The sequence below is a fragment of the Streptomyces sp. NPDC055099 genome, from assembly GCF_053607685.1.
Genome location: NZ_JBSGUA010000015.1, coordinates 81,413 through 104,862, shown reverse-complemented (window position 1 = coordinate 104,862; position 23,450 = coordinate 81,413). Strand labels below are relative to the sequence as shown.

General features: G+C 70.6%; 17 protein-coding genes. 6 read left to right on the top strand and 11 right to left on the bottom strand.

Annotated features, from left to right (window positions below; all coding sequences use genetic code 11):
- The first annotated feature begins 29 nt into the window (after nt 1–29).
- Complete coding sequence (locus tag ACWFRU_RS31360) at nt 30–398, top strand: MerR family transcriptional regulator (protein WP_453691481.1); 369 nt, start codon at nt 30–32, stop codon at nt 396–398.
- Between the two features lie 86 nt (nt 399–484).
- A complete protein-coding gene (locus tag ACWFRU_RS31355; RefSeq protein WP_453691480.1) occupies nt 485–1,366 on the top strand; it encodes an alpha/beta fold hydrolase in 882 nt (293 codons plus the stop codon).
- Between the two features lie 94 nt (nt 1,367–1,460).
- On the opposite strand, the gene pruA is transcribed toward ACWFRU_RS31355, so the two are convergent.
- Together pruA and ACWFRU_RS31345 are read right to left on the bottom strand one after the other, a co-directional pair.
- Nucleotides 1,461–3,092: an L-glutamate gamma-semialdehyde dehydrogenase gene (gene pruA / locus ACWFRU_RS31350; RefSeq protein ID WP_453691479.1), complete on the bottom strand. Its 1,632-nt coding sequence runs from the start codon at nt 3,090–3,092 to the stop codon at nt 1,461–1,463.
- A 57-nt stretch (nt 3,093–3,149) separates the two neighbouring features.
- Nucleotides 3,150–4,076, bottom strand: coding sequence for a proline dehydrogenase family protein (locus ACWFRU_RS31345; protein ID WP_453691478.1), 927 nt, complete (start codon nt 4,074–4,076; stop codon nt 3,150–3,152).
- 180 nt (nt 4,077–4,256) lie between these two features.
- On the opposite strand from ACWFRU_RS31345, the gene ACWFRU_RS31340 reads away from it, so the two are divergent.
- Nucleotides 4,257–5,465 (top strand): PucR family transcriptional regulator, encoded by a 1,209-nt coding sequence (locus ACWFRU_RS31340; RefSeq protein WP_453691477.1) that lies wholly within the window; start codon nt 4,257–4,259, stop codon nt 5,463–5,465.
- 8 nt (nt 5,466–5,473) lie between these two features.
- Here the strand turns inward: ACWFRU_RS31340 and ACWFRU_RS31335 are convergent, their stop codons facing one another.
- Complete coding sequence (locus tag ACWFRU_RS31335) at nt 5,474–6,061, bottom strand: TetR/AcrR family transcriptional regulator (RefSeq protein ID WP_453691476.1); 588 nt, start codon at nt 6,059–6,061, stop codon at nt 5,474–5,476.
- Nucleotides 6,062–6,158: 97 nt separating this feature from the next.
- Between ACWFRU_RS31335 and ACWFRU_RS31330 the strand changes: the two genes are divergently transcribed.
- Entirely contained in the window at nt 6,159–7,721 is a 1,563-nt protein-coding gene (locus tag ACWFRU_RS31330) for an MFS transporter (RefSeq protein WP_453691475.1), read from the top strand.
- A gap of 53 nt (nt 7,722–7,774) precedes the next feature.
- On the opposite strand, the gene serA is transcribed toward ACWFRU_RS31330, so the two are convergent.
- The 6 genes from serA to ACWFRU_RS31300 all read right to left on the bottom strand — a co-directional run bounded on the left by serA (nt 7,775) and on the right by ACWFRU_RS31300 (nt 17,540).
- Nucleotides 7,775–9,379 (bottom strand): phosphoglycerate dehydrogenase, encoded by a 1,605-nt coding sequence (serA, locus tag ACWFRU_RS31325; RefSeq protein ID WP_365823957.1) that lies wholly within the window; start codon nt 9,377–9,379, stop codon nt 7,775–7,777.
- A gap of 227 nt (nt 9,380–9,606) precedes the next feature.
- Nucleotides 9,607–10,605, bottom strand: coding sequence for a ketol-acid reductoisomerase (gene ilvC, locus ACWFRU_RS31320; RefSeq protein ID WP_453691474.1), 999 nt, complete (start codon nt 10,603–10,605; stop codon nt 9,607–9,609).
- A 110-nt stretch (nt 10,606–10,715) separates the two neighbouring features.
- On the bottom strand, nt 10,716–11,243 hold the full coding sequence (gene ilvN / locus ACWFRU_RS31315; RefSeq protein ID WP_160507374.1) for an acetolactate synthase small subunit: 528 nt from the start codon (nt 11,241–11,243) through the stop codon (nt 10,716–10,718).
- A gap of 29 nt (nt 11,244–11,272) precedes the next feature.
- The gene (locus ACWFRU_RS31310) at nt 11,273–13,120 is read right to left on the bottom strand and encodes an acetolactate synthase large subunit (protein WP_453691473.1); all 1,848 of its coding nucleotides are present in this window, start codon (nt 13,118–13,120) and stop codon (nt 11,273–11,275) included.
- A gap of 234 nt (nt 13,121–13,354) precedes the next feature.
- On the bottom strand, nt 13,355–16,288 hold the full coding sequence (locus tag ACWFRU_RS31305) for a putative bifunctional diguanylate cyclase/phosphodiesterase (RefSeq protein ID WP_453691613.1): 2,934 nt from the start codon (nt 16,286–16,288) through the stop codon (nt 13,355–13,357).
- A gap of 301 nt (nt 16,289–16,589) precedes the next feature.
- Nucleotides 16,590–17,540, bottom strand: a complete 951-nt coding sequence (locus ACWFRU_RS31300) for a 2-hydroxyacid dehydrogenase (RefSeq protein ID WP_453691472.1) — start codon at nt 17,538–17,540, stop codon at nt 16,590–16,592.
- Nucleotides 17,541–17,637: 97 nt separating this feature from the next.
- Between ACWFRU_RS31300 and ACWFRU_RS31295 the strand changes: the two genes are divergently transcribed.
- Both ACWFRU_RS31295 and ACWFRU_RS31290 read left to right on the top strand, forming a co-directional pair.
- Entirely contained in the window at nt 17,638–18,630 is a 993-nt protein-coding gene (locus tag ACWFRU_RS31295; RefSeq protein WP_453691471.1) for an aldo/keto reductase, read from the top strand.
- Between the two features lie 126 nt (nt 18,631–18,756).
- Nucleotides 18,757–19,932: a PQQ-dependent sugar dehydrogenase gene (locus ACWFRU_RS31290; protein ID WP_453691470.1), complete on the top strand. Its 1,176-nt coding sequence runs from the start codon at nt 18,757–18,759 to the stop codon at nt 19,930–19,932.
- Nucleotides 19,933–19,951: 19 nt separating this feature from the next.
- Here ACWFRU_RS31290 and ACWFRU_RS31285 read toward each other — a convergent pair whose 3' ends face one another.
- Nucleotides 19,952–20,218, bottom strand: a complete 267-nt coding sequence (locus ACWFRU_RS31285; RefSeq protein ID WP_453691469.1) for a DUF6191 domain-containing protein — start codon at nt 20,216–20,218, stop codon at nt 19,952–19,954.
- A 79-nt stretch (nt 20,219–20,297) separates the two neighbouring features.
- Nucleotides 20,298–23,408: a helix-turn-helix transcriptional regulator gene (locus ACWFRU_RS31280; protein WP_453691468.1), complete on the bottom strand. Its 3,111-nt coding sequence runs from the start codon at nt 23,406–23,408 to the stop codon at nt 20,298–20,300.
- Nucleotides 23,409–23,450 lie beyond the last annotated feature (42 nt).

The following is a 23,450-nucleotide window of genomic DNA, read 5'->3' as shown; positions in this document are numbered from 1 at the left end:
GGTACTTCAAGTGCGGAGGTACGCGTGACATGAGGATCGGCGAGCTGGCGAAGCGTACCGCTGTGAGCGAGCGGTCCCTGCGCTACTACGAGAAGCAGGGCCTGCTGCACGCGGAGCGCACACCGGGCGGCCACCGCGACTACCCGGAGTCCGCGGTCGACCGGGTCGTCCACATCCAGGAGCTGTTCGCGGCGGGCCTGTGCAGCGCGAAGATCGTGCAGTTGCTGCCCTGCATGCGGGACCAGGACGGCGGCCCGTCGGAGAAGGCGACGCCCTGGCTGGTGGAGGAGCTCTCGGTGGAGCGGGCACGGATCGACGGCATGGTCGAGGAGCTGCTGCGGGCCAGGGACGTGCTGGACGAGGTGATCACCGCGGCGGCGGGGAAGAGCAACGCCTAACCCTTTAAAGCGCGTTGACTGGTTATGTCGACGCGTGCTCTACTCATCTCCGAGGCAACCATCAAAACGCGCTTGAGGGGTTAGAGATGAGCAACAGGACGCATCACCGCTCCATCACCGTCCGGGGCCACGAGATCGCCTACCGGGAGGCCGGCCGCGCCGACGCCCCCGTCCTCCTCCTGCTGCACGGCTTCCCCTCCAGCTCGCACATGTTCCGCGACCTCATCCCGCTCCTGGCCCACCGCTACCGCGTCATCGCCCCCGACCACCTCGGCTTCGGCCGCTCCGCCACCCCGTCCGCGGACGACTTCACGTACTCCTTCGCCGAACTCGCCGACCTCACCGCGGAGTTCACCGAGAAGCTGGGCCTGACGCGTTTCGCGCTCTACGTCCAGGACTACGGCGCACCCATCGGCCTGCGCCTGGCCCTCGCGCACCCCGAGCGCGTCACCGCGATCGTCACGCAGAACGGCAACGCGTACGAGGAGGGCCTGGGCACCGAGGCCTGGGCGCCCGTGCTCGCCTACATCGCGGACCCGAACGAGAAGACCGCCGCGCCCGTACGGGAGATCCGCTCCCTCGAAGGCATCAAGTGGCAGTACACGCACGGCGTCGTGGACCCGACCCTGGTCAGCCCCGACGCCTGGCTGCACGACGCCGCGCTGATGGCGCGCGAGGGCCAGGACGAGATCCAGCTCTCCCTGATCGGCGACTACGGCAGCAACATCGAGCTCTACCCCGCGTTCCAGGAGTACTTCCGCGCCTCCCAGGTCCCGCTGCTCGCGGCCTGGGGCGCCCACGACGAGATCTTCGTGCGGGGCGGCGCCGTCGCCTTCCTCCGCGATCTGCCGGAGGCCGAGGTGCACCTGCTGCCCGCCGGCCACTTCGCCCTGGAGACCCACGCGGCGCAGATCGCCGGACTGATCGACGACTTCCTGACCCGGCGCCTCGACGCACAGGCCCGGTGAACAGCACCGCCCCGGTGAGACAGCACCGCCCCCGACCGGGGTGGGGCCCAGGTCGGGGGCGGGGTTCAGGGGGGCCGAGGCCCCGGGGTGGGCGTCAGCCCATGTGCGGGTACGTGTAGTCCGTCGGCGGGACCAGCGTCTCCTTGATGGCGCGGGTCAGCGTCCAGCGCTGCAGGTTCTGCGGGGCGCCGGCCTTGTCGTTGGTGCCGGACGCGCGACCGCCGCCGAAGGGCTGCTGGCCGACGACGGCGCCGGTCGACTTGTCGTTGATGTAGAAGTTGCCCGCCGCGTAGCGGAGCTTCTCCATCGTGTACGCGGCCGCGGCACGGTCGCCCGCGATGACCGAGCCGGTGAGGGCGTAGTCCGACGCCGACTCCATCTGGGTCAGCATCTCCTCGTACTTGTCGTCCTCGTAGACGTGGATCGCCAGGATCGGGCCGAAGTACTCGGTCGTGAAGACCTCGTTGGCCGGGTCCGAGCACTCGACGACCGTCGGACGGACGAAGTAGCCCACCGAGTCGTCGTACGTGCCGCCCGCGACGATCGTGCAGGTCGGGTCGGCCGCGGCGCGGTCGATGGCCGCCTTGTTCTTGGCGAACGCGCGCTCGTCGATGACGGCGCCGATGAAGTTCGACAGATCGGTGACGTCACCCATCTTGATGCCGTCGACCTCGGCCGCGAACTCCTCCTTGAAGCCGTCGTTCCAGATCGAGGCGGGAACGTACGCACGCGACGAGGCGCTGCACTTCTGGCCCTGGAACTCGAAGGAGCCGCGGGTCAGGGCCGTCTTGAGGATCGCGCGGTCGGCGCTGGGGTGCGCGACGACGAAGTCCTTGCCGCCGGTCTCGCCGACCAGGCGCGGGTAGGTGCGGTAGTTGGCGATGTTCTCGCCGACCGTCTTCCACAGGTGCTGGAAGGTCGGGGTCGAGCCGGTGAAGTGGATGCCCGCCAGGTCGCGGTGGGTCAGGGCCACCTCGGAGACGGCCTTGCCGTCACCGGTCACCAGGTTGATGACGCCCTTGGGCAGACCGGCCTCTTCCAGGAGCTGCATGAGCAGCACGGCGGCGTGCGTCTGCGTCGGGGACGGCTTCCACACGACCACGTTGCCCATGAGGGCCGGGGCGGTGGGGAGGTTGCCCGCGATGGCGGTGAAGTTGAAGGGGGTGATCGCGTAGACGAAGCCCTCGAGCGGGCGGTGGTCCAGGCGGTTCCAGACGCCGGTCGCGTTCGCCGGGGGCTGCTCGGCGAGCAGGTCACGGGCGTACTTGACGTTGAAGCGCCAGAAGTCGATGAGCTCACAGGGCGTGTCGATCTCGGCCTGCTGGGCGGTCTTCGACTGGCCGAGCATCGTCGAGGCGGCGAGCGTCTCGCGCCACGTCGTGGAGAGCAGCTCGGCGGCGCGCAGGATGATCGCGGCGCGGTCGTCGAAGGACATCGCGCGCCAGGCCGGGGCGGCGGCGAGGGCGGCGTCGATCGCGTCCTGGGCGTCCTGCTGCGTGGCGCCGCGGCCGGTGCCGATGACGGCCTGGTGGTTGTGCGGCTGCACGACCTTGAAGGGCTCACCGCCACCGAGGCGCTTGACGCCACCGATGGTCATCGGCAGCTCGATGGGGTTCTCGGAGAGCTCCTTGAGCTTGGTCTCGAGGCGGGCACGCTCCGGCGAACCGGGCGCGTAGCCGTGCACCGGCTCGTTGACCGGCGCGGGGACCTGGGTGACGGCGTCCATGAGTTCCGTATCTCCTTTGGGGGGTCGGGGGAAAGGGAGCTCAGCCCTTGTGGGGAATCAGCCCTTGGTGAGGATGGAGCGGGCGAAGAAGAGCAGGTTGGCCGGCTTCTCCGCGAGGCGGCGCATGAAGTATCCGTACCAGTCGGTGCCGTAGGCGGTGTAGACGCGCATCCGGTGGCCCTCGGCCGCGAGCCGCAGGTGCTCGTCGCTGCGGATGCCGTACAGCATCTGGAACTCGTACTCGTCCAGTTTGCGCCCGGCACGGCGGCCGAGCTCCTGGGCGATGGAGATCAGACGCGGGTCGTGGGACCCGATCATCGGGTACCCGTCGCCCTCCATGAGGATGCGCATGATCCGCACGTACGCCTTGTCGATCTCGGCCTTGTCCTGGTACGCGACCTCGGCGGGCTCCTTGTAGGCGCCCTTCACGATGCGGACGCGGCTGCCCGCGGCGGCCAGGCGGCGGGCGTCGTCCTCGGTGCGGAAGAGGTAGGACTGGATGACGCAGCCGGTCTGCGGGAAGTCCTTCCGCAGCTCCTCGTGGATGGCGAACATCGAGTCGAGGGTGGTGTGGTCCTCGGCGTCCAGGGTGACCGTGGTGCCGATGGCGGCGGCGGCCTCGACGACCGGGCGGACGTTGGCGAGGGCGAGCTCGTGGCCGCCTTCCAGCGCCTGGCCGAACATGGACAGCTTGACGGACATCTCGGCCTTGGTGCCGAGGCCGAGGTCCTTGAGGCGCTCGACGAGCTCCAGGTAGGCGTCGCGCGCGGCGGCGGCCTGCTCGGGCGTGGTGATGTCCTCGCCGACGACGTCGAGGGTGACCTCGAGGCCCTTGTCGGCGGCGTCCGTGATGATCGGCACGACCTGGTCCACGGTCTCACCCGCGATGAAGCGGCTTACAACCTGCTTGGTGCCCGGGGCCGCAGAGACGAAGCGGCGCATCTGGTCGCTGCGCGACGCGGCGAGGATCACGGGACCCAGCACGGGCACCTCCACGGAGAGTAGAAACGGGGCCGTACCTGGATATGCGGAACGAAGCGGTACGGCACGGAGAACCACCGTGAAACTTAAGGATCCCTCCGATCCGGGGCCATCGACACCTGTCACGCATCCGTGCCCTGGATCTCAGACATCTGTCTGAAGCGGGGGGCGAACTACGTCAGAATGGACAGCGTGAAAGGCGATTACCAGGAACTGGTCGACGAGATCTCAGCCCTGCTCGGCGCGCCCGCGACGCTGGAGAACCGCGATTTCGAGCTGATCGCCTTCGGCGCGCACGACAGCGGCGGCGACAGCGACTTCGACGCGGCGGCGCTCGACCCGGTGCGCACCCGCTCGATCCTCACGCGCCGCTCGACGGCGGGGGTCCGCACCTGGTTCGAGAGCTTCGGCATCACGCGCGCGACGGGGCCGGTCCGTATCCCGCCCACTCCGGAGGCGGGCGTCCACCGCGGTCGGATCTGCCTTCCCGTACGGCATCGGGGGTTCGCCCTGGGTTACGTATGGCTGCTCGACGACGATCCGGGGCCCACGGACGCCCAGCTGACCGCCGCCATGGAGGTCGCCGCCCGCATCGGCGCGCTGCTGGCCGACGAGGTGCAGGCGGGCGCCGATCTGACCCGGGAGTTCCGGGCCGTCCTGACCGCCGAGCGCGGCTGGCAGCGGGACATGGCCGTGGCAGACCTACGCACGGCACTCGGCCCGCGCGGCGAGGGCCTGCACACGGTGGTGTGCGTGGCCCCCTGGCCTTCCCCAAGCTCTCGGCTTCGCTCGAGCAGGGGATACCCCAATGCCGACCCGGACTCCGCCCCTTCCGTCCGTACGGTGCAGGGGGCGACGGCCCTGTGCACGGTTCCCTGGGGCACGGCGGGCCAGAGCCTCGCGGTCCTGGTCCGGCTGCGCTCGGCGGACGTACCCACCCCGGCGGTGTCGGCCGCCATGCGGCTCCTGGACGGGGCGAAGGACGCGGCGGCGGGCATCGCGAACGCCCGCCACGGCCTGGACGAGCTGGGCGCGGCCTGGTGGGAGGCGTCGACGGCGGCCCGCGCGGCCCGCGCCGAACCCCGCTTCGCTCCCGTGGCCCAGTGGTCGGAGGTGGGCCCCTACCGCCTCCTGACCTCCCTGCCCGCGGAGGCGGCACAGGACCCGGCGGCCCGCGCCCTGCTCTCCCCCGCCCATCGCGAACTCGCCCGCACCGCCGAGGTGTTCCTGGACTGCGCGGGCCAGGCGGGCCGAGCGGCGGCGGAGCTGGGAATCCACCGCCAGACGCTCTACTACCGCCTCTCGCGCGTGGAGCAGCTCACGACCCTGGACCTGGACGACGGCGAGGACCGCCTGCTTCTGCACATGGTTTTGAAGGCGTCCCGGCTCTAGCGGCCGCGTCAGTCCTCCGACGCCCGCCCCATGACCCGCCGCATTCCCTCGGTGAGCTGCTCGGCCGTGGTCGCCGACCGCGGGTCGAAGAGCCACTGCACCATCAGGCCGTTGAGCAGGGTCGTGTAGAAGCGCCCTTCGGTCTCCACCACGTCGTCGGGGATGCCGCTCTCCTCGATCCCGGTGAAGGCCGCGGCGAGCCCGCTCCGGCCCTCCCGTTGCGCCTTCACCAGCAGGTCGCGCACCCCGGCGAGGCGCTCTCCCTGGGTGATGACCTCGAAGGTCAGCATCCAGATGGAGCGGGACTGGGGAAAGTCGCGCAGGATGTTCGACCAGACCTGCTCGAAGCGCTCCAACGAGCCGCCCTTCGCACCGGCTACCTCTCCGGCGGGAACGTCGTCCGAGCCGGCGCCGGCCTTCTCGACCAGGGCGATGAACGCCTCCACGAGGAGCGCGTCCTTGGACCCGTAGTGGTAGCCGATCGACGCCAGGTTCGTGCCCGACTCCTTCACGATGTCGCGGGCCGTCGTACTCACGAAGCCCTTCGCCAGCAGGCAGCGCTTGGCGCCTTCGAGCAGATCCTCACGGTGTCCCATGCGTGCCAGCGTACCGCCCGTCCATACGCCCGTACTAGACGCACGTTTTATACAGTCGTACTAGACAGACGTATAAGACACTCGTACAGTCCTCGTCATGACGAACTCGACGCACGACCAAACGAATTCGGCGGTCCCCGAGCGCGCGGGCCGCAAGGAATGGACCGCTCTCGCCGTCCTGATGCTGCCGCTGCTCCTGGTCTCGATGGACGTCTCGGTCCTCTACTTCGCCATCCCGGCCATCAGCGCCGACCTGGAGCCGAGCGGCACCCAGCAGCTGTGGATCTTCGACATCTACGCGTTCGTCCTCGCGGGACTGCTCATGACCATGGGGTCGCTCGGCGACCGCATCGGCCGCCGCAAGCTGCTCATGTTCGGGGCGCTCGCCTTCGGCGCGGCTTCCCTGACCGCCGCCTACGCGGACAGCGCCGAGCTGCTCATCGCGGCCCGCGCGGTCCTCGGCATCGGCGGCGCGACCCTGATGCCGTCCACGATGGCCCTCGTCCGCACCATGTTCCGCGACGCCGGGCAGCGCGCGAAGGCGATCGGCATCTGGTCCGGCGTGATGGTCGCCGGGGTGGCGCTCGGCTCCGTGATGAGCGGCATCCTCGTCGAGCACTTCTGGTGGGGCTCGGTCTTCCTGGTCAACCTGCCCGCGATGGTGCTGCTCCTGCTCCTCGCCCCGGTCCTCATCCCGGAGTCCAAGGACCCGCGGCCGGGCCGGTTCGACCTGCTGAGCGTCCCGCTGTCCATGGCCGCAGTGCTGCCCGTCGTCTACGGCGTCAAGGAGATCGCCGCCGAGGGTCCCGATCCCGTGTACGTCGCGTCGCTCGCCGTCGGACTCGTCTTCGCCGCCCTCTTCGTGCACCGCCAGCGCACGACGGAGTCCCCGCTGATCTCACCCGCGCTGTTCCGGGGCCGCGGTTTCGCCCCCGCCGTCCTCCTGAACCTCGTCTCCACGCTGGCGATGATGGGTTCGGCCTACTTCACCACCCAGTATCTGCAGTCGGTCCTCGGCAAGAGCGCCATGGAAGCCGCCTTGTGGGCCCTGCTCCCCTCGGTCCTGATCGGCTTCGCCGCTCCGGTCGCCACGGCCATGGTGCAGCGCGGGATCAACCGCGCCCACGTCGTCTCGTCCGGCTTCGTCGTCTCGGCGTGCGGCTTCGGCCTGTTGACCCTGACCGGCACGGACTCGATGTGGACGGTCCTCACGGCGGCCGGGCTCCTCGCCTGCGGCGCCGTGATCGTCGGCTCGCAACTGACCGATCTGGCCCTGGGTTCGGCCCCGGCGGAGAAGGCGGGCTCCGCCTCGTCGCTCCTGGAGACGGGCCAGGAGTTCGGCGGCGCGCTCGGCATGGCCCTGCTCGGCTCCATCGGCAACGCGGTCTACCGGAACGAGATCCCGGAAACGGCCCCAACCGAAGCGCACGAGACGCTCGGCGGCGCGCTGGCCGTGGCGCAGGAGATGCCGGACAAGGCGGCTGCCGCCCTGCTCGACACGGCACGGGAGGCGTTCACGAGCGGGATGCATGTCGCGGCACTCGCGGGGGCGGTGCTGCTGCTCGCGTCGGCGGTACTGGCGTCGGCGGCACTGCGGCGGTCCGAGCCCGCACGGCAAACGCCGGACGAGCTGGAGATGTCCAGCCCGTCCGGCGTCTGAGGACGAAAGCGGCGGAGCCGGTGATGTACCGGCGGCCGATGCTTCGGGGTGCCCTAGTCGGTCAGGTTCACCGCGCGCGCGGACTCCGCGCCGATCTCCTCGGCCAGCTCGTTCAGCACCGCCTGCGGCACGGTGTCGTCCACGGTCAGGACCGCCAGCGCCTCGCCGCCCACGTCGGCGCGAGCGACCTGCATGCCGCCGATGTTGATGCCGGCCTCGCCGAGGACGCGGCCGACGGTGCCGACGACACCGGGACGGTCCGCGTACCGCAGGACGACCATGTGCTCGGCGAGCGCCAGGTCCACGTCGTACCCGCCGATGGCGACGATCTTCTGCAGGTGCTTCGGGCCGGCCAGCGTGCCGGAGACCGAGATCTCCTCGCCGCCGGTGAGCGTGCCGCGCACCGTCACGACGTTGCGGTGGTCCGGGGACTCCGAGCTCGTGGTGAGGCGGACCTCGACGCCACGCTCCTGGGCGAAGAGAGGCGCGTTCACGTAACTCACGGTCTCGTCGACGACATCCTCGAACACGCCCTTGAGCGCGGACAGTTCGAGCACCTTCACGTCGTGCTGGGTGATCTCGCCGTACACCTCGACGTCGAGGCGGGCCGCCACCTCGCTCGCGAGGGCGGTGAAGATGCGGCCGAGCTTCTCGGCGAGCGGCAGGCCGGGACGCACGTCCTCGGCGATGACGCCGCCCTGGACGTTCACGGCGTCCGGGACCAGCTCGCCCGCGAGCGCGAGGCGCACGGACTTGGCGACGGCGATACCGGCCTTCTCCTGCGCCTCGTCCGTCGAGGCACCGAGGTGCGGCGTGCAGACGACCTGGTCGAACTGGAAGAGCGGGGAGTCCGTGCAGGGCTCCTTCGCGTACACGTCCAGACCGGCGCCCGCGACGCGGCCCTCCTTCAGCGCGGAGTACAGCGCCTCCTCGTCGACGATCCCGCCGCGCGCGGCGTTGACGATGCGGACGGCCGGCTTCACCTTGTGCAGGGCCTCGTCGCCGATCAGACCGACCGTCTCGGGGGTCTTGGGCAGGTGCACGGTGATGAAGTCCGAGACCTCGAGCAGCTCGTCGAGCGTGAGGACCTTGACGCCCATCTGCGCGGCACGCGCGGGCTGCACGTACGGGTCGTAGGCGACGACCTTCATGCCGAAGGCGCTCATGCGCTGGGCGACAAGAGCACCGATGCGGCCGAGGCCGACGACACCGAGGGTCTTCTCGGCGAGCTCGACGCCCGTGTACTTGGAGCGCTTCCACTCGCCGGCCTTGAGCGCCTGGCTGCCCTGGGGGATGTTGCGGGCGGTGGCGATGAGCAGGCCACAGGCGAGCTCGGCTGCGGTGACGATGTTCGAGGTGGGTGCGTTCACCACCATGACGCCGGCCTTGGTGGCGGCGGACACGTCCACGTTGTCCAGGCCCACGCCCGCGCGGGCGACGACCTTCAGCTTCTTGGCGGCCGCGATGGCCTCGGCGTCGACCTTGGTCGCGGAGCGGACCAGAATCGCGTCGACGTCGGCGATGGCGGGCAGCAGCTCGGCGCGGTCCGCGCCGTTGCACTGCCGGATCTCGAAGTCCGGGCCCAAGGCGTCGACAGTGGCGGGCGACAGCTCTTCAGCGATGAGTACGACCGGTTTGCCGTTGGCAGCAGTGCTCACGTGAGTCCTCACAAGTCCAATGCGGACGGCCGTCCCGACGGCCGCATGCGGTGTCGCTTAGCCGCGTGGAAGACGCACGACGCTGTGGGCCCGACGCGAATATTGAAAGCAGTCTAGTGGCGCGAGGGAGGCCGTCTTACGCCTCCGCGGAAGGATCACTCGTCCGTGGCTGGACGAGGTGGACAACGCCGGAGGGAGATCGCCCCCTCCGGCGTTTTCCGGGTGCCTCAGGCCTCTTCGTTGACCCAGGACATCAGCTTGCGGAGCTCCTTGCCGGTGGTCTCCAGGAGGTGCTCGGAGTCCGCGGTCTTGTACTCGTTGTACTTCTTCAGACCGCCGTGGTACTCGTCCATCCAGTTCTTGGCGAACGTGCCGTCCTGGATCTCGGTGAGGACCTTCTTCATCTCGGCCTTGGTGGCGTCCGTGATGATGCGCGGGCCGGTGACGTAGTCGCCCCACTCGGCGGTCTCGGAAATCGACCAGCGCATCTTCTCCAGGCCGCCCTCGTACATGAGGTCCACGATCAGCTTCAGCTCGTGGAGGCACTCGAAGTACGCGATCTCCGGCTGGTAACCGGCCTCGGTCAGCGTCTCGAAGCCCGCCTTGACCAGCGCCGCGGTGCCACCGCAGAGCACGGCCTGCTCGCCGAACAGGTCGGTCTCGGTCTCCTCGGTGAAGGTCGTCTTGATGACGCCCGCACGCGTGCCGCCGATGCCCTTGGCGTACGAGAGAGCCAACGCGAAGCCGTTGCCGGTCGCGTCCTGCTCGACGGCCGCGATACACGGAACGCCGCGGCCCTCCTCGTACTGACGGCGCACCAGGTGGCCCGGGCCCTTGGGGGCGACCATGCAGACGTCGACGCCCTCGGGGGCCTTGATGAAGCCGAAGCGGATGTTCAGGCCGTGACCGAAGAACAGCGCGTCGCCGTCCTTGAGGTTGTCCTTGATGGACTCCTCGTAGACCTGGGCCTGGATCGGGTCCGGGACCAGGATCATGATGACGTCGGCCTCGGCGGCGGCCTCCGAGGGAGTCACCACGCGCAGGCCCTGCTCCTCGGCCTTGGCCTTGGACTTGGAGCCCTCGTGCAGACCGACGCGGACGTCGACACCCGAGTCACGGAGCGACAGCGCGTGGGCGTGGCCCTGGCTGCCGTATCCGATGACCGCGACCTTGCGGCCCTGGATGATGGACAGGTCGGCGTCGTCGTCGTAGAACAGCTCGGCCACTGGAAATCTCCTATGTGTGCTGGTGTTGCGACCCACCGTACGGCGGGCGGGGGGAAGAAAGTTTTCAGGTCTCGCCATACGGGCGGGACCGGCGCATCGGGGCGGTTGGTTCAGGCCGAGCGGTCGAGCGCCCGCAGGCTGCGGTCCGTGATGGAGCGGGAGCCGCGGCCGATGGCGATGGTGCCGGACTGGACGAGTTCCTTGATGCCGAAGGGTTCCAGCATCTTGAGCATCGCCTCCAGCTTGTCGCTGGAGCCGGTGGCCTCGATGGTGACCGCCTCGGGCGAGACGTCCACGGTCTTGGCGCGGAACAGCTGGACGATCTCGACGATCTGCGAGCGCGTCTCGTTGTCGGCGCGGACCTTGGCGAGGACCAGTTCGCGCGCCACGGCGCCGGCCGGCTCCAGTTCGACGATCTTCAGGACGTTGACGAGCTTGTTGAGCTGCTTGGTGACCTGTTCGAGCGGCAGGTCCTCGACGTTCACGACGATGGTGATGCGTGAGATGTCGGGGTGCTCGGTGACGCCCACGGCCAGGGAGTCGATGTTGAAGCCGCGGCGGGAGAACAGGGCGGTGATCCGTGCGAGGACACCGGGCTTGTTCTCGACCAGGACGGAGAGCGTGTGCTTGGTGGACATGACTCGTGGTCTCTCTTTCGCGTCCGGTCTCAGTCGTCTTCGTTGTCGCCGAAGTCGGGGCGGACCCCGCGGGCGGCCATGACCTCGTCGTTCGAGGTGCCGGCGGCGACCATCGGCCACACCTGGGCGTCCTCGTGGACGATGAAGTCGACCACGACGGGGCGGTCGTTGATGGCGTTGGCCTCGGCGATGACCTTGTCGAGGTCCTCGGGGCGCTCGCAGCGCAGCGCCACGCAGCCCATCGCCTCCGACAGTTTCACGAAGTCCGGGACGCGGGTGCCCTTGTTGGGGCCGATGTCCTCGGGACCGCTGTGCAGCACGGTGTTGGAGTAGCGCTGGTTGTAGAACAGCGTCTGCCACTGGCGGACCATGCCGAGGGCGCCGTTGTTGATGATGGCGACCTTGATCGGGATGTTGTTCAGGGCGCAGGTGGTGAGTTCCTGATTGGTCATCTGGAAGCAGCCGTCGCCGTCGATCGCCCAGACCGTGCGGTCGGGGGCTCCGGCCTTGGCGCCCATCGCGGCCGGGACCGCGTACCCCATCGTCCCTGCGCCGCCGGAGTTGAGCCAGGTGGCGGGCTTCTCGTACTGGATGAAGTGGGCGGCCCACATCTGGTGCTGGCCGACGCCCGCCGCGAAGATCGTGCCTTCCGGGGCGAGCTGGCCGACGCGCTCGATGACGTGCTGCGGGGAGAGCGAACCGTCCTCGGGCTGGGTGTAGCCGAGGGGGTAGGTGTCGCGCCAGCGGCTGAGGTCGGCCCACCAGGCGGAGTAGTCGCCCTGCACCCCGGCGGTGTGCTCGGCCTGGACCGCCTGGATCAGGTCGGCGATGACCTCACGGGCGTCTCCGACGATCGGCACGTCGGCGGCGCGGTTCTTGCCGATCTCGGCCGGGTCGATGTCGGCGTGGACGATCTTCGCGAAGGGCGCGAAGCTGTCCAGCTTGCCGGTGACGCGGTCGTCGAAGCGGGCTCCGAGGGCGACGATCAGGTCGGCCTTCTGCAGCGCGGTGACGGCGGTGACCGCACCGTGCATGCCCGGCATTCCCACGTGCAGCGGGTGGCTGTCGGGGAATGCGCCGAGCGCCATCAGGGTGGTGGTGACGGGCGCTCCGGTCAGTTCCGCGAGGACCTTCAGCTCGGCGGTGGCCTGGGCCTTGATGACGCCGCCGCCGACGTAGAGCACCGGCCGCTTGGCGGTGGTGATCAGCTTGGCGGCCTCGCGGATCTGCTTGGCGTGCGGCTTGGTCACCGGGCGGTAGCCGGGCAGGTCCTGGGTGGGCGGCCACTGGAAGGTGGTCTGCGCCTGGAGCGCGTCCTTGGCGATGTCGACCAGGACAGGGCCGGGGCGGCCCGTGGAGGCGATGTGGAAGGCCTCCGCGATCGTCGCCGGGATGTCCTCCGCCTTGGTGACCAGGAAGTTGTGCTTGGTGATCGGCATCGTGATGCCGACGATGTCCGCCTCCTGGAAGGCGTCCGTGCCGATCGCCTTGGAGGCCACCTGGCCGGTGATCGCGACCAGCGGGACGGAGTCCATGTGGGCGTCGGCGATGGGGGTGACGAGGTTGGTGGCACCGGGGCCGCTCGTCGCCATGCACACCCCGACCTTGCCGGTGGCCTGCGCGTAACCGGTGGCGGCGTGGCCCGCGCCCTGCTCGTGACGGACCAGGACGTGACGGACGCGGGTGGAGTCCATCATCGGGTCGTACGCGGGAAGGATGGCGCCGCCGGGAATGCCGAATACCGTGTCGGCCCCGACTTCCTCGAGAGAACGAATGAGGGACTTCGCACCCGTGACGTGCTCGACGGGGGCGGACTGCTGTCCTGAGGATCGGGGCCGCGGCTGCGGATGGTGGGCCCCGGTGGCCTGCTCGGTCATCGGCATTCTCTTCTCGAAGCTGAGGGTTTTTGCGGGGTGTTTGCGGGGATTTGGCAGGTGCCTGTGCAACAAAAAACCCCTCGTGCCGTGAGGCAAGCGAGGGGAGCGCGTCGGAGCGGGTTGCGGGGATTCCGGAGTTCGGACCGGTGATTCCCAGCTTCAGCCGACGCGCTTTCCAAGTACGAGAATTCGGGTGCGCATGGCATTGACCCTCTCCCCGGCGCACTGTGCCTGTCAAGTAGGTGGGACGGGGGTCTCATTATGTGAGCGGGCGAAGGACTCGACACCTCCTCCGTACGCCACCGGCGGGCCGCCCGCGAGGACCGGCTCCGCGGGCCCGTGCGGGACGGGATACCGCCCGATCGACAGCGCGCGGCGCAGGCGGTACTCGTCGAGCGGACCGGAGAACGCCATGCCCTGCCCGTGCGTGCAGCCCATCGCGCGCAGGGCGATGACCTGCTCCGGGAGGTCGACCCCGTCGGCCACCGAGCACAGCCCCAGATCGGTGGCGATGCGCAGCAGACCAGAGGTGATCTTGTGCAGCCGCGCGGACTCGACGACGCCCTCGATGAGGCTGCGGTCCAGTTTCAGTACGTCGACGGGGAGCCGCCGCAGTGCGGTGATGGCGGCATAGCCGCTCCCGAAGCCGTCCAGGGCGATCCGTACGCCGAGCCTGCGCAGGGAGGTCAGCCTGCGCTCCAGGTCGTCGAGCGATACCCGCGGGTCGCTGTCGGCGAGCTCGATGATGAGCGCCCCGGAGGGCAGTCCGTACCGCGTGAGGAGCGCTTCGATGGACCCCATCGGCATGGAGCGGTCCAGGAGGCGCCGCGCGCTGATCCGGACCGCGACGGGCGTCGCATGACCCGTACGGCCGCGCTCGGCGGCCTGCTGGACGGCCTCCTCGATCATCCAGCGGCCCAGCTCGGCGGTGCGGGCGCCCTCCTGGGCGTCCGAGGAGTCGGCCACGCGCAGGAACTCGGCGGGCGTGAAGAGGATGCCCTGCGCCGAGCGCCAGCGCGCCTGGGCGGCGACGGAGGTGATGCGTCCGTCGTCCAGGGAGACCACCGGCTGGTGGAGCAGCGCGAACTCGCCGTCGTGCAGGGCGGTGCGCAGCCGGGTCGCCAGCTCCGCCTTGCGCACGACGTCGGCCTGCATCTGGGGTGCGTACAGCTCGACGCGGCCCTTTCCGGCGGCCTTGGCGCGGTACATCGCGAGGTCGGCGTTGCGCAGGAGTTCGCCCGCGCCGATACCTGGTTCGGCGAAGGCCACGCCGATGGAAGCCGCCACGCGTACGTCGTTCCCGTCGATCGCGTAGGGCTGGGAGAGGGTGATTCTGAGACGGTCGGCCAGTTCGTAGATGTGCTGCTCGCGTGCGGCCTGGTCGCGGGTGCCGTCACCCACGATGAGCGCGGCGAATTCGTCGCCGCCAAGCCGGGCCGCGCAATCCCCGGACCTGACGGCCTCCTGAAGGCGGCGGGCCGCCTGGATCAGGAGTTCGTCTCCTGCTTGGTGGCCGATGGTGTCGTTGACCGCCTTGAATCCGTCCAGGTCGATGAAGAGCACGGCCGTGCCCCGGTCGGTGACCCTGCGGCCGGTGAGCGCCTGGCCCACCCGGCGGGTGAACAGGGAGCGGTTGGGCAGGTCGGTGAGCGGGTCGTGCTCGGCGTTGTGCTGCAACTGCGCCTGGAGGCGGACCCGTTCGGTGACGTCGCGGCTGTTGAAGAGGAGTCCGCCCTGGTGGCGGTTGACCGTGGACTCCACGTTCAGCCAGTCGCCGTGGCCGGACTTGAAGCGGCACTCGATACGGGTCGTGGGCTCTTCGGCGGGGTTCGCGGTGAGGAATCTGCGGACTTCGTGGACCACGCGGCCCAGGTCCTCGGGGTGCATGAGCGAGGCCAGTTCGGAGCCGACGAGTTCCTCGGCCTCGCGGCCGTAGACCCCTGAGGCGGCCGGGCTGACGTAGTGGAGTATGCCGTTCGGTGCGGCGATCATGATGACGTCGCTCGAACCCTGGACCAGGGAGCGGAAGTGGTTCTCCTTCTGGGCCAGTTCCTGGGTGAGGGTGATGTTGTCCAGGAGCATGATGCCCTGGCGCACGACCAGGGCGAGCACGACCGTGCCCGCGGTGAAGAGGACCACCTCGTCCACGCTGCGGCCGCTGAGCACGTTGTAGAGGATTCCCAACGTGCAGACGGCGGCGGCCAGATAGGGCGTCAGCGCCGCCAGCGAGCCGGCGATGGGCCGGGTGGGGGCGGACCGCGCGTCCTTGGGGCCTTCGTCGCGCCGCACGCGCGCGTGCTGTTGCGCGTCGTCCCCCTGCTTGTGCCAGGGCACCGCCCAGGGTGCGTACGCGAGGAGCAGGGAGCCGGCGAACCAGCCCGCGTCCAGCATCTGCCCCGAGCGGTAACTGGCGTGCAGGAGGGGCGAGGTGAACATCGCGTCGCACATGACGGTCAGCGCGAGGGCGCCGATCGCCGTGTTCACCGCCGTGCGGTTGGCGGACGAACGTCTGAAGTGCAGCGCGAGGACCATGCTGACCAGCGCGATGTCGAGAAGCGGATAGGCGAGCGAGAGCGCCGCGTGGGCGACGCTCTGGCCCTCGAACTGTGCCGTGTGCGCGAGCGCGAGGCTCCAGGAGAGCGTGAGCAGTGAGCCGCCGATGAGCCAGGCGTCAAGGCCCAGGCAGACCCAACCGGCCTTGGTCACCGGGCGCTTGGCGAGCACGAGCAGGCCGATGATGGCGGGCGGCGCGAAGCAGAGGAAGAACAGGTCGGCGAGGCCGGGGCTCGGCACCGGCTGCTCGAGCACGACCTCGTACCAGCCCCATACGCCGTTGCCCAGGGCCGCCATCGCGGAGGAGAGCGCGAACAGCAGCCATGCGGGTCGAAAGCGGCTGCGACGGGTGCGTGAGTAGCGGAAACAGGAGACCGCGGCGGCCGCCGCCGCGATGCTCAGACCGAAGTCGCCCATGATCAGGGCGGCGCGGGGTGATCCCCAGCCGAACGCGGCCCCGGTGGCATACCCGCCGCAGAGCACGAGGAGTGCGATCTGCGAGGCCAGGCCCGCGCCGGAGGCGGGGCGCCGGGTCAGCGGCGATCCGGGCGGCATCGGCGCCGTCAGCCCTCCGCCGCCCTCCAGAGCGGTGGCGGGTGACGGGCGGGTGCTCACCGGGCCGCCCTGATCCGTGGAGCCGGTGCGTGTGAGAGTCGTCGTCGGCGGCCTCGCCGCGTCGGATGGTTCGCCCATTGGCCGTCCATCGCCCGTCGCCCCCCTCGCGTCTGCTGTCTCGTCCCCGGCGCCGACGAACTCTCCACGGCGCAGCCCCTGTCGGGACGATACACCAGTCTCGTCACTCAGGGACATAGCTTCTCTACGCTCCGTGACTGGCGGAGGTGTTGTGGACACGGGGCGCACACAAACAGGTGCGGAGTGTGCTCGAACGGTCCCTGAGTGACCTTGGTGTGGTCGCCTACTCGGTCGTGAGGACGACGTTGCCGAGGGGTTCCCCGGCCACGTAACGGGTCAGCTGCGCGACGAGCAGGCGCTTGGCGCGTGGCTGGAAGGCGGAGGTCGATCCGCCCACGTGCGGGCTGATGAGCACTCCAGGAGCCTGCCACAGGGGGTGACCTGCGGGCAGCGGTTCCGGATCGGTCACATCGAGGGCGGCGGTGATCCGGCCGCTCTCCAGTTCGACCAGGAGCGCTTTGGTGTCGACGACGGGGCCGCGCGCGACGTTCACGAGCAGCGCGCCGTCCTTCATGCGGGCCAGGAAGTCGGCGCCCACCAGGCCTCGGGTGGTGTCGGTGAGGGGCGTGGAGAGGATGACCACGTCGGCGTCGGGCAGCAGCGACGGCAGTTCGGCGAGCGGGTGCACGGGGCCGCGCTCCGTGGCACGGGCAGAGCGCGCGACGCGCGCCACCCGCGCGCACTCGAAGGGGGTGAGCCTGTCCTCGATGGCGGAACCGATCGATCCGTATCCGACGATCAGCACGGACTTGTCGGCGAGCGCCGGATAGAAGCCGGACCGCCAGTCCTCCTGCCGCTGCCCTTCCACGAACCGGGGGATGCCCCGCAGCGAGGCGAGGACCAGGGCGAGCGTCAGCTCTGCCGTGCTGGCCTCGTGCACTCCCTTGGCGTTGCACAACCGCACGCCGGGCGCCAGGTGTTGGAGCCCGGACCGCATCTGGTCGACGCCCGCGGAGAGGGTCTGCACGACGCGTACGGAGGTCATCTCCGGCAGCGGCCGTACGGCGATCTCCGGACCCTTCAGATAGGGCACCACGTAGAACGCGCAGTCGGCCGGGTCCGCGGGGAAGTCCGGGCCGCCGTCCCAGAAGCGGTAGTTGATCCCCGCTTCGGCCGCCCGGGGCAGGCCTTCGATCTCGTCCTCGGCATAGGGGAGCCATACATCTGTCGTCATGGTCAGGAGGCTAATGCGCGGAGGCCGCACGCCGCGTGGAGGGAGGCAGAGGTTACGTTGGGGGCCGCTCGGACATGAGGTGGGAGGGCACGGCCAGGTGGACCGCAGGACGATCGGCGCGGCAGCGCTCGAGGTGGGTGCGGTCGGGCTCGGCTGCATGCCGATGAGCTGGGCGTACACCGGCTCGCGGCAGCGGGGCGAGGAGTCGCTGCGCACCGTGCACGCCGCGCTCGACCAGGGCTCGCCCCTGCTCGACACCGCGGACATGTACGGGCCGTTCACCAACGAGCTCCTTGTGGGCAGGGCGTTGAAGGAGCGGCGGGCCGAGGCCTTCGTGTCCACCAAGTGCGGGCTGCTCGTGGGCGAGCAGCACATCGTGGCCAACGGCCGCCCCGGTTATGTGAAGCGGGCCTGCGACGCTTCGCTGCGGCGCCTGCAGACCGAGACGATCGACCTGTACCAGTTGCACCGCGCCGACCCCGAGGTGCCCGTCGAGGAGACGTGGGGCGCGATGGCCGAGCTCGTCGCCGCCGGGAAGGTGCGGGCGCTCGGGCTGTGCGCGGTGGGGGCGCGGGCCTCGCGGCGCGAGGGCAGGGGGCTGCACGAGGGAACGATCCGGCAGCTGGAGCGGATCCAGCAGGTCTTTCCGGTCAGCGCGGTGGAGGCGGAGCTCTCGGTGTGGTCGCGCGAGGCCCTGGAGGCGCTGCTGCCGTGGTGTGCGGCGCGCGGGATCGGCTTCCTGGCGGCGATGCCGTTGGGGAACGGTTTCCTCACGGGGACGCTGACGCCGGGGCAGGGCTTCGAGCCGGACGACCTGCGGGCCCGGCATCCGCGGTTCACCGCCGAGATGATGGCCGCCAACCAGCCGCTGGTGGTGGGTCTGCGCCGGGTGGCCGAGCGGCACGGGGCGACCCCGGCGCAGGTGGCGCTGGCGTGGGTGCTCGCGCAGGGCCGCGACGTGGTGCCGATCCCGGGGGCCAAGCGGGAGCGGTGGGCGGTGCAGAACGCGGGGGCGGCGGGGGTACGGCTGACCGGGGCGGACCTGGCCGAGATCGCGGCGCTGCCGTCGGCGATGGGATCGTGGGAGTGACGTCCGCTCGGCGATGACGTCCGCTCGCCGCATTTGCGGTCGCGAGACGGTGGAGCAAGGTTGGGAACCTGCGGGGCCCGAGCGGTGTATGAACAGTAGAAGCGCTGCGTCGAAGGGAACCTGATCGTGCAACGGACTGCTGTCACGGCCGCATTGGCTGCCGCCGCCCTCGTGCTCACGGCCGGTTGCTCGTCCGGGGGCTCGGACACGCCGGACAACGGAAAGAGCGCCGAGTCGAGCCCTGCGAAGTCGAAGGGGCCGGAGGGGACGCCCTCGGGCAAGCCGCGCGCCGGCGACGCCCCTCCGAAGAAGGGCTCGGCGTCGGTCACCAAGACACTCACCGAGGACCTGAAGTCACCGTGGGGCCTCGCACCGCTGCCGGGCGGGGACCTGCTCGTGTCCTCGCGCGACGAGGGGACCATCACCCGCGTCGACGGCGAGACGGGCAAGAAGACGGAGCTGGGCTCGGTCCCCGGTGTCTCCCCCGCAGGCGAGGGCGGCCTGATGGGCCTGGCCCTCTCTCCCTCGTACGCATCGGATCACATGGTCTACGCGTACTTCACCACCGAGTCGGACAACCGCATCAGCCGCATGCTGTACGACGAGAAGAAGCCCTCCGGCAAGCAACTGGGCGCGCCCGACACGGTGTTCAAGGGCATCCCCAAGGGCGTGGTCCACAACGGCGGCCGGATCGCCTTCGGCCCGGACAAGATGCTGTACGCGGGCACGGGCGAGACGGGTGACACAGGTCTGGCCCAGGACAAGAAGTCGCTGGGCGGCAAGATCCTGCGCCTGACCGCGGACGGCGACCCGGCCCCCGACAACCCCTTCGAGGACTCCCCCGTCTATTCGTACGGCCACCGGAACGTGCAGGGGCTGGCCTGGGACGAGGAGAAGCGGCTCTGGGCGGCGGAGTTCGGCCAGGACACCTGGGACGAGCTGAACGAAATCAAGGCCGGCGGCAATTACGGCTGGCCGGAGGTCGAGGGCAAGGGCGACGAGGAGGGGTACGACGACCCGGTGGCCCAGTGGAAGACCTCGGAGGCCTCCCCCAGCGGCATCGCCTACGCCGAGGGGTCGATCTGGATGGCGGGCCTGCGCGGTGAGCGCCTCTGGCGCATCCCGGTTCGCGGTGTGGACGGCACCGTGGAGCCCCAGTCCTTCCTGGAGGGCAAGCACGGCCGCCTGCGCACGGTCGTCGCCGCGGGCAAGGACAAGCTGTGGCTGGTGACGAACGAAACGGATTCCCGGGGCACCCCGGAGAAGGGGGACGACAAGATTCTTGAGGTGAAGGTGAAGTAGGGGCGATGTAGGCGCGGGGCTAGCGCTCGTGCGCGGTGTCCGACGCGGTGTCCGACGCGGGGTTCGCCGCAGTGCCCGGCACGGGGTCCGGGGGCGTGACGGCTGCGTCGGCGGGCTCCTGGGTCGGCTGCTGCGGGACCCTCACCACCACCTTGCCGGAGGTCAGGTCTATGGGGCCGCGGCTCGGGTCGCCGTCGGCCACGTCGACCCGGCTCAGCTCCAGCCGCTTCTGCTCGTCGTCCGTGTGTTTGCGGCCGGGCTGGAACAGCTCGATCGGGTTGAACACTGCGCCTCCTGGCGGCCGGGTTCCTCCTTCCAGCGTAAGCGAGCGGCCGCGAAACCCACCGGGGGCGGGAAAGCGCAGGTCAGCCCAGGGACTGTGCGCGGTCCGCGGGGAACAGGCGCAGGCGGTGGGCCAGGGCCGCCGCCTCGCCCCGGCCGGCCACGCCCAGCTTGGCGAGGATGTTGGAGACGTGGACGCTCGCCGTCTTCGGGGAGATGAAGAGCTCCTCGGCGATCTGCCGGTTGCTGCGGCCCGCGGCGACGCGGCGGAGCACGTCACGCTCCCGGCTCGTGAGGCCGAGTGCCTCGGCGGGGTCGACCGGCGTGAGGTGGGGGCCCGCGGTGGGGTGACCGTCGTCGTTCAGGACGAGGCGGGCACGCTGGGCGAGCCCGGCGACGGCCTCGGCGAGGGGCCGGGCCCTCAGTCCTTCGGCGGTCTCGAGGGCCTGTCGCAGCAGCCCGGCGGCCCGCTCGCGATCCGCTTCGGTGCCCGTCCCCGCGGTGGTCGCGAGGAGGGACTCGGCGAGGCGGAGGCGGACCCGCGCCAAGTCGTAGGGGCGGCCGAGGGGTTCGAACGCGGTGACCGTGGCGGACCAGTCGGCGGGGGTGTCGCGGTCCTCGGCCCGCAGGAGTTCCGCGCGGACCCACTTCTCGTGGGCGACCCAGACCGGCACGGGCGAGGGGAGGTTCTTGGCGACCCGGCGGATGCTGTCGACGGTCTCGGCGCGGCCGGGTTCGGCGGCGGGCAGGCCGCGCGTATCGGCCTCCGAGGTGGCGGCGGCGAGCAGCAGGGGCCAGGTGTAGCGCTGGGTGCCGGGCGGGAAGCCCACGGCCAGGGCCCGTTCGAGCTCGGCGCGTGCCTCGGCGACTCCGGCCGCGCGGTCGGGGTCGGCGGCGGCGATGCCGATGGCGGCGGTGACCATGGGCAGGGAGTACTGCGGCATCAGGTCGTGGGAGCCGTAGTGGGCGCGGGCCGTGGCCAGTTGGGCGGCGGCTTCGGCCGTGTCACCGCGGCCGAGGGCGACAGAGGTGAGCTGCAGGGCCGCGCCGCCCCGCGGTTTGACGCTGAGCGCGCCGCGGCGGGCGGCCTCGGAAGCGTCGACCGCTTCGTCCCAACGCCCCAGTGAGACAAGGGTTTCGGCCTTGTTGACCTGGACCCAGCTCTCGGTGTCCGTGAGGCCGTACTTCCGGCAGAGCGCGAGGCCCTGCTCGCTGACCTCCAGGGATTCGAGGGAGCGGCCCGCCCCTTCGAGCACGGACGGCAGGTTGACGTGGATGTGCGGGATGCGGGAGACGAGGCCGGGCGGCGCCATGCAGCGGTCCCTCACCTCGTACATCTCCGCGAGCCCCTGTTCGACGTCGCCCGCGTCGACCATGAGGCCGCCGAGGATGAGCCGGGCGTTGAGTTCGGTCTCCTCGGCCTTGACCATCCGGGCGTATTCCACCGCGCGTTGGGCCGCGGCCAGGGTCTCGGCGCCGGGGTTGTGGAGCATGCCCCAGGAGGCGACGTTCGTGAGGACCTCGGCGTGCACCTCGGACGGCGGGAGGCCGCGGACCAGGTCCTGCGCGGTGGCGATCTCCGCCCAGCCGTCGCCGCGGGCGAGCGTCGAGGTGAGCCGGGAGCGCTGGATCCAGAACCAGGCGGCGCGCAGGGGGTCCTGCTCGTCCTCCAGGAACCGCAGCGCGCGCTTGGTGATCTTCAGGGCGCGTTCCCGCTCCCCGCAGAGGCGGCCCGCGACGGCTGCCTCCGCCATGAGGTCGAGGTAGCGCAGGGGGGTGGTGGCGGGGTCGCAGCCGCAGGGAGGGTAGACCTCGGCGTAGTCGAGGGGGCGCAGGGCGAGGCGGATGTCCTCGGGTGCGTCGTCCCACAGCTCCATCGCCCGTTCGAGGAGCCGCAGTTGCTCGGAGTACGCGTAGCGGCGGCGGGCCTCGACGGAGGCCCGCAGGACCGCGGGGAGAGCCTTCGCGGCGTCGTGTGCGTGGTACCAGTAGCTGGCGAGGCGGGCGGCGCGCTGGTCGGCGGCGACGAGCGAGGGGTCGGCCTCCAGGACCGTGGCGAAGCGGCGGCTGATCCGGGAGCGCTCGCCGGGCAGCAGGTCGTCGCCCACGGCCTCGCGCACCAGGGAGTGCCGGAAGCGGTAGCCGTCGCCGTCGGGCGACGGCAGCAGGATGTTGGCGCCGACGGCGGCCCGCAGCGCCTCGATCAGGTCGTCCTCGGCGAGGCCCGCGACCGCGGCGAGCAGCGGGTACTCCACGGTCGAGCCGCCTTCGGCGACGATCCTGGCCACCCGCTGGCTGTTCTCGGGCAGCTCCTCGACGCGTACGAGCAGGAGATCGCGCAGGGAGTCCGTGAGGCCGGCGCAGCTGCCGCCGTGCGTGGCGACCGCGAGCTCCTCGACGAAGAAGGCGTTGCCGTCCGAGCGCTCGAAGATGTCGTCCACCAGCTTCTGCGCGGGCTCGGCGCTGAGGATTCCCGCCATCTGGCGGGCGACCTCGCTCTTGCTGAAGCGGGACAGTTCGATGCGCCGCACCGTGCGCAGGCGGTCGAGTTCGGCAAGGAGCGGGCGCAGCGGGTGGCGGCGGTGGATGTCGTCGGCGCGGTACGTCGCGACGACGACGAGGCGGCCGCTGCGCAGCGTGCGGAAGAGATAGGCGAGGAGGTGGCGGGTGGAGGCGTCGGCCCAGTGCAGGTCCTCCAGGGCGACGACCACCGTGCGGTCGGTGGCCAGACGCTCCAGGAGGCGGACGGTCAGCTCGAAGAGGCGGGCCATGCCCTCCTCGTCGTGCTGGGCGTCGGTGCCACGGCGGCGCTGCGGCGCCTCGCCGAGTTCGGGCAGGAGCCGGGCGAGCTCGCCCTCCTGGTCGGCGGCAGCGGCGTCCACCTCGTCGGGCAGTTGGCGGCGCAGGGAGCGCAGGGCGCTGGAGAAGGGGGCGAAGGGCAGGCCGTCCGCACCGATCTCGACGCAGCCGCCGAGGGCGACGACGGCGCCTTCGGCGCAGGCCGCCGCGGTGAACTCCTCGATGAGGCGGGTCTTGCCGACGCCGGCCTCGCCGCCGAGCAGCAAGGCCTGCGGCTCGCCCGTGCCGGGGGTCGTCCCCTTGGCACGGGCGAGCGCGTCTTTCAGTACGCCCAGCTCGTCGGAACGGCCGACGAACACGGGGCTTACGGACCTGGTCTCCACAGCGGTGAGCATTGCACAGGGTGAGTGCTCGGTGGCAGCGGATATCCCGAGGGC